The 6589-nt window shown below is 67.5% G+C and carries 5 protein-coding genes; 4 read left to right on the top strand and 1 reads right to left on the bottom strand.

Features of this window, described 5'->3' with window-relative positions; all coding sequences use genetic code 11:
• Nucleotides 1-342 precede the first annotated feature (342 nt).
• From NH2_RS23080 to NH2_RS23065, 4 genes are read left to right on the top strand one after another with little or no spacing between them, the layout of a single operon-like run.
• Nucleotides 343-1014 (top strand): vWA domain-containing protein, encoded by a 672-nt coding sequence (locus tag NH2_RS23080; protein ID WP_067658147.1) that lies wholly within the window; start codon nucleotides 343-345, stop codon nucleotides 1012-1014.
• Nucleotides 1011-2012: a protein phosphatase 2C domain-containing protein gene (locus NH2_RS23075; protein ID WP_084505795.1), complete on the top strand. Its 1002-nt coding sequence runs from the start codon at nucleotides 1011-1013 to the stop codon at nucleotides 2010-2012. The genes NH2_RS23080 and NH2_RS23075 overlap by 4 nt, the downstream gene beginning before the upstream one ends.
• Before the next feature lie 4 nt (nucleotides 2013-2016).
• Nucleotides 2017-4125 carry a YVTN family beta-propeller repeat protein gene (locus NH2_RS23070; RefSeq protein ID WP_157103926.1) on the top strand — a complete coding sequence of 703 codons (2109 nt, stop codon included), beginning with the start codon at nucleotides 2017-2019 and terminating at the stop codon, nucleotides 4123-4125.
• Nucleotides 4126-4175: 50 nt separating this feature from the next.
• A complete protein-coding gene (locus tag NH2_RS23065) occupies nucleotides 4176-5360 on the top strand; it encodes a serine hydrolase domain-containing protein (protein WP_169811524.1) in 1185 nt (394 codons plus the stop codon).
• Here the strand turns inward: NH2_RS23065 and NH2_RS23060 are convergent.
• Nucleotides 5327-6583 carry an acyltransferase family protein gene (locus NH2_RS23060; RefSeq protein ID WP_157103925.1) on the bottom strand — a complete coding sequence of 419 codons (1257 nt, stop codon included), beginning with the start codon at nucleotides 6581-6583 and terminating at the stop codon, nucleotides 5327-5329. The genes NH2_RS23065 and NH2_RS23060 overlap by 34 nt on opposite strands.
• Nucleotides 6584-6589: the final 6 nt, after the last annotated feature.

Here is a 6589-nt window from a genome sequence, read left to right as displayed (position 1 = left end):
CTTCGATCCCCCGACGCCAATTCCCGGAGTTCGCCGAGTTCGTTGCGCTTCAGTCTCTTGGTAACGGTCATGATGTTCCAGCCATCTCGCACTCTGTAGTCGGCGAATATTCGATGCAAGGAAATGGCAACGTTCCGCGCCCGGGGAATCGCTTCGTCCCGATGCCGGTCTGCCCGGCTTCATGCAACACGCGAGGGTCGAGTGGCAGCAATCGTTCGGTCGATCGACAGCTGCCACGGCCTCGAGCCGCACCGCCGCCTGTCGGTCGAACGACCTACGGCCGGGCAAACGGCGGAACCGTAGGGTTCGAGGCGGTCGGACCAGCGCGAAGGGAGTGCATCGATGAGTGAGCCGAAGGCCACGGTTCTGCCGGTCTATTTCGTTGCCGACGAATCATATTCCATGGCAGACGATGTCGCGGATTTGAATATGGGGCTGACGAGCCTGCTCGACACACTGCAGGGCGAATCAATGGCCGCGGCCAAGGTTCGTTTCTGCGTGCTCGGATTCTCCGACAGCGCCGTCTGCTACATGGAGCCGAGCGATCTGCGGCACGTCGAGATCATGCCCGAGCTGCGGGCACGGGGGTCGACCTCGTTCGCCGCCGCCTTCTCCGGGCTGGCCGATCGGATCCCGAGCGATATCCAGGCGCTCAAGGCGGACGGCTATCTCGTCAATCGCCCCGCGGTGTTTTTTCTGACCGATGGCGCCCCGAATCCGGGCGACGGCTGGGAGGCGCAGCACGCCCGGTTGAACGGGTTCCCCGCGCGGCCGAATATCCTGGCCTTCGGAATCGGCGATGCCGACGCCACGGTGATCCGCAGGGTGGCGACCCGCCCGGAGTACGCCTTCATCACCGCCGCGGGCACCGACACCGGGGTCGCTATCTCGAAGTTCATTACCGCGCTGACGCAGTCCGTGATCAATTCGGGGCAGGCGCTCGCCACCGGCCAGGCATCGCTCCAGGTGGAGAAGCCGGAGAGCTTCGTCTCGCTCGATGTGGACACGGTATGACGTGGCTTAGACGGGGGAGGCCCGGTTCCGACGGCTCCGGCTCGGGGCCGGAGGCGGCACCGCCGCCGGAAGCGGACACCTGGACCGCGGAGATGCCCGGGGCGGCGGAGTCACCATGGTGGCCGTCGAGCGAGCCCATCGTCGTCGGTGCCCCGACGCCACTCTTCGAGCCACGAGCCGTCGACGCCGAGCATCGCACGCCGTACCGCGCCGATACCTTGATCGATGGCTGGTCGTGCGGCCCGTTCACGATCCGCGCCGCGTCGCTGCGGGGCCACCTGCACCGCTACAACGGGGCGCCGCGGCAGGACGATCTGGCCGTCGCGGTGACCGAGGACCGGCAGCGTCTGGTCGTCGCGGTCGCGGACGGGGTATCGGGTGCGCCGCATTCGCACGTCGGCTCGTCCAGCGCGGTGCGGTACGCGGTGCAGTGGCTGGCTGATCCGGCGGCAGGCCGCGCGGACGAGACGAACTGGGACGCCCTGTTCAAGAACACCGCGTGGATGCTCACCGAGCGCGCCGCCGCCGTGCTCTCGCTCGAGCAGGTGGACGCCGAGGAGGCCGAGCGGGCGCTGGCCACCACGTTGACCTGTGTGGTCTGCGAGCAGGACCAGCACGGTGGCCTTCGAGCCGTGGTGTCGGGTGTCGGTGACTCGGGGGCGTGGGTGCTCGATGAGGACGGCTTCCTGCCCGTCCTCGGCGGCAAGGAGGCGTCGGCATCCGGCCTCGCATCCTCCGCGGTGAGCGGCCTGCCCCGGGTGCCGAACGAGGCGGTGAGCACCTCCGTGGTGATCCGCCCCGGCCAGGTCCTGCTCGTCGGCACCGACGGCTTCGGCGATCCGCTCGGCAGCGGAGACGGCGAGGTCGGCGGGCTGTTCACGGCGGTGCTGTCCGGGCGGGTGCCGTCGCAGATCGAGTTCGCGCACGCCCTCGACTTCTCCCGCGAGACGTTCGACGACGATCGGACCCTGGTGGCGATCTGGCCGAGGGGAAACTGACGAGGTGGCGGTGGTCCTGTCTCGGCTGAAGCGCGCGCATCTCGGATCGCTGACGAGATTGGCGGCGGGTGGGCAAGGCGTCGTGCACCGGGCGCCGGGCGTTTCGATGCAGTACGCGAAGGCAATGGTCTACAAGGAGTACAAGTCCGCCGTCCTCCCCCAGGTCGCGGTGGATGTGCTCGAGGAGATGCCCCGGTATTTGGAGTCGCTGCCGTTCGCGGAGGGGATCGACCTGCTGTCGCGGGTGGCGTGGCCGTGCAGGCTGGTCGAGGAGGACAACTCGCACCGGGTGACGGGCTTCGTGATGCCGGCGATCCCCGACGACTTCTTCGTCGACCTGATCGTGTCGTCCGGGGTGCAGCGCAGGACCGCGGAGTTCCAGCACCTACTGAATACCGACGATTTTCTGGCACGCCGGGGTATCCCGCTCTCGGACCGACAGCGCTATGAGCTGCTGTCCGATGCCGCCGAGGCACTGGCGCTGCTGCACCGCCACAACATCGCGGTCGGTGACCTGTCACCGAAGAACATGCTGTTCTCGCTGCTGCCCTCCTGCACGGTCTATTTCATCGATTGCGACGCGATGCGGCTGGCGGGCCGGTCGGTCACCGTGCAGGTCGAGACACCCGACTGGGAGGTGCGGACCGTCAACGCGGGCGAGGAGTTGGCGACGCCGCGGTCCGACGCGTACAAGTTCGGGCTCTTGGCCCTGCGGCTGCTGGCGGGCGACCAGTGCACGCGTGACCCGGCCCGGCTTCCGGCCGGCGTGCCGATGCCGGTGCGACAGCTCGTCGGCGCCGCACTGTCGAGCACGCCGGGCATGCGGCCCCTTCCCGCCGCATGGTCGCCCGCGCTGCGGGCGGCGGCGCACAGTGCCGCGACCACGGCGGCGGCGCGCCCGGCCGCGACGCGACCCGTGACGGCCGCGGCGCGAAGGCCGCCCTTCGCGGTGCCCGCGTCACCGCCCGCCGGGTGGCTGCCGGTCAGCCCGCAGCAGCCCGCATCGCCGCCACCGGTGCCGCGGGGGGCTGTCCCCCGTCACCCGCCCACGCGGCCTTTCCAGCGGGCTCGGCCCGCGGTGCTCCTTGGTGCGCTCGCAATAGCCCTGGTCGTGCTCTGTGGTGTGCTGATCGGGGTTTCGAACGGCGACGATGACAGCGCGAGTACCGTCGGCGCGACCGCGGTTCGACCCATACCAGCCTCGGTCACCGCGACGCTCGGCGCGGGCGCGGAGCCATGGGGGGTCGCCTTCGATGCCAGAACCAGCACGGTGTTCACGACCAACAGCAGGAGCAACAGCATTTCGGTCTACGACAACCGGACGCGGTCGACCGGCACCATCACCGCACCGGAACTCGCCAAGCCCGCGGCGATCGCGGTCGACTCGGCGGCCGGGGTCGCCTACATCACGAATGCGGACGGCGGCTCGGTGTCGGTGCTCAGAACAAGCGACCGGGCATTCGTCGGCAGGATCACGGTCGGCGCGGCGCCGTACGGCATCGCCCTCGATCCGAACGCCAAGCGGGCCTACGTGACGAACTTCCTGGCCGACACCGTGTCGGTGATCGACACCGGGAGCAATACCGTGGTGACAACGGTGGCGGTGGGCAGCCATCCGTACGGCATCGCCGTCGACCCGGCCACGAAGAGTGTCTTCGTGGCGAACGCGGGCACACCCCAGCTACCCGACCGCCGGGTCTCGGTGCTCAGCACCTCGTCGCTAACCATTGTGGGGACGATCGATGTCGGCAACCGGCCGTACGGCATCGCCGTCGATGCCGGGGCAGCCACCGCCTACGTCACCAACAATCAGGACAGCACGGTGTCGGTCATCGATACGCGCAGCCGCGTGGTGCGCGCGACCGTCCGGGTCGGCACCGGGCCGGTCGGGGTTGCGGTGGACGAGCCGGGGCGAGCCGTCTACGTCACCAACCACGGAACGGATGCGAACCCCGTCGGCAATACCGTCTCGGTCCTCGCGAGCCGAAGTTCGACGGTGGACACCACCGTGCAGGTCGGGCTCCGGCCGCACGGGGTAACGGTCGATCCGGCCGGACGACGGTTGTACGTCACGAATTTCGACGACGGCACCGTGTCCGTCCTCGGGAACTGATGCTCATGCGTGCACCCCCGCGCCCCGGACGCTCACCCATTCGCCTGCTCATGGTCGCCGGAATCCTGTGTACAACGGTTGCTGTCGGGGGCTCGGCCTCGCTTTCTCCCGCGCCGATCCCGCTGGCCGAGAACAATGCCCCGCGTGTAGAGAGCGCGTTCGAACCGATCGTTCGTGGGGTGCTCGAGTCGATGCAGGTTCCCGGTGCCGTTGTCTTCGTTCGCACTCCGAATATTCTCTGGCAGAGAGCTTTTGGAACACGCGTGCTCGGGCGCGACGACGCCGTCTCGGTACGGGATTCCTTCCGGGTCGGCTCCACCACCAAGACCATGGTCGGTACCGTCGCACTGCAGCTGGTCCAGGAGGGAAAGCTGAAACTCGACGATCCCGTGTCCCGATATCGGCGTGACGTCCCCAACGGCCACCGGATCACGATCGCCGACCTGTTGAGTATGCGCAGCGGGCTGTTCAGCTATAACGAGGCCCGCTCCATGGCGATCGCAATGGACGACGAGCCCGATCGTGTGTGGGAACCCGAGGAACTCCTGGAACTGGGATTCTCGTCGCCGCCGTACTCCCCGCCTGGCACCGAGTTCCGCTACTCGAACACCAATACGATCCTGCTGGCTCAGCTCCTGGAACAGATAACAGGCGAGGACATCGGAAGCCTGCTGGCGACTCGGGTCTTCCGCCCGCTGAATCTTGTCGGCACATTCTTTCCCTCGGCGGGCGATGCGCAGGTGCCATCGCCCTCCCCGCGTGGCTATCTGTACGGCACGAACGTGGCGGCGTTGTCCTCCGCGCGGCTGCCGGACGAGCAGATTCGCGCCGCTCGGAACGGGGTCCTGCAACCGGCCGATGTCACGGACCTGAACCCGTCGTGGATCGGCGCCGCGGGGGCCGCGATCTCGACGGCGGAGGACCTCGCCGCGTACGTTCGGACACTGGTCTCCGGCACCACGTTGCTCGACGTGGAGTTGCAGCGCCTCAGGTTGGACAGCGTGGCGGCGGACCGCCGCGACCCATCGGTCATCCGGTACGGCCTCGGACTGGAATCCTTCGGCCCGCTGATCGGCCACGACGGTGCCATTCCCGGGTTTCAGACGTTCATGGGTCATGATCCGGAGACTGATACCACGATCATCGTGCTGTGCACACTCCGCGATGGACCCGCGGGCGGCCGCCCTGCCAACGAGATCGCCTACGGTCTGGCGCGCAGCTTGGCCGAGGGCTGACCGGCGACCGGAGCCTCGCCGAGGTGGTGCGGCCGCCGTGCGAGCCGTGCCATGAGAGGTTGGTCCACGCCGTAGTAGATGGCGGCCGCCGCGAGAATCGAGACCACGAGGGAGAGGGCCGTCCACACCAGCCAGCCGCCGAGCGAATAGCGATGTCCACCGATGAATGTCCTGGTGACGGCCACCATCACCGGGAACTGAATCATGTAGAACGCAAACGAGATCTCACCGAGCCGGACCATCGGCCTGGTTGCGCAAATCCCGGGGAGGCCGCGCAGATCACGGACGGCCATGGTCGCGATCACGGCCGCCATGGGAGCGACCATCAGCACGGACAGCTTGTAGTTGACCGGCACGATCCAGGTTGCGCCGTAACTCACCGCGAGCGCGGTCAACGGTGCGGTGAGACGGGTCGTCCGCCACATGCCCTCGGCAACGAGGCGGGCCGCGAGCACTCCGACGTAGAACTCCGGGAGACGCGACGCGGGGAACGAGTAACTCAGCCAGTACGACATCGAGACCGGAATATCCGTTTGCTCGAACCATCGCGGAGAGACGTGAATTTCGAACTCTGGAGAGACATCCCCGGGCAGGAGCCGCGGAACGAAGAGATTGTCGGTGCCCTTCGGGCCGTCCGCCCACAGGTAGAAGCCCGTGTGCAGGCCGATGATGACGATGAACAGCACTCCCATGGCCCACCAGAGCCGTACCGACGGAATCCTGCTCACCACCGGCAGGGCGAGCGGGAAGGTGAGATAGAAGAGCAGTTCCGCGCACAGCGACCAGGACGGCACATTGAGTCCGCCGACCGTGGACCACTTCGGAATCCAGGTGTGGAGGAGCAGGAGATTGGGTGCCCAGACCACAGGGCGAACCAGGGGGACGCCCGCGATGAGCACGAGCACGACTCCGGTGACGATGTGGGTGGGGAAGATCTTGAGCAGCCGGCGCTGGTAGTAGCGCCCCACCGACCCGCGTCTCCGGTATGACCAGAAGATCACGAATCCGGAGAGGACGAAGAAGAAGGTGACTCCTCCGGCGCCCAGCTGCATCGGCACGAAGGCGTGAATGGTGCGGAACGTCTCCGACTTCTGAAAGGGATAGACCGGCAGGAAGACCAGCGCGTGCAGGACGAAGACGGCCAAGGCCGCCCACCACCGTGCGCCGGTCAGGGAAGGAAGCTTGCCGTCGTCCATCCCCTGCTGTGACAACCATGTGGTCATGGGTTA

The organism is Nocardia harenae NBRC 108248, from assembly GCF_001612885.1.
Classification (GTDB): Bacteria; Actinomycetota; Actinomycetes; order Mycobacteriales; family Mycobacteriaceae; genus Nocardia; species Nocardia harenae.
The sequence above is the reverse complement of the archived record's forward strand: the minus strand, read 5'-3'. Positions and strand labels throughout refer to the sequence as shown.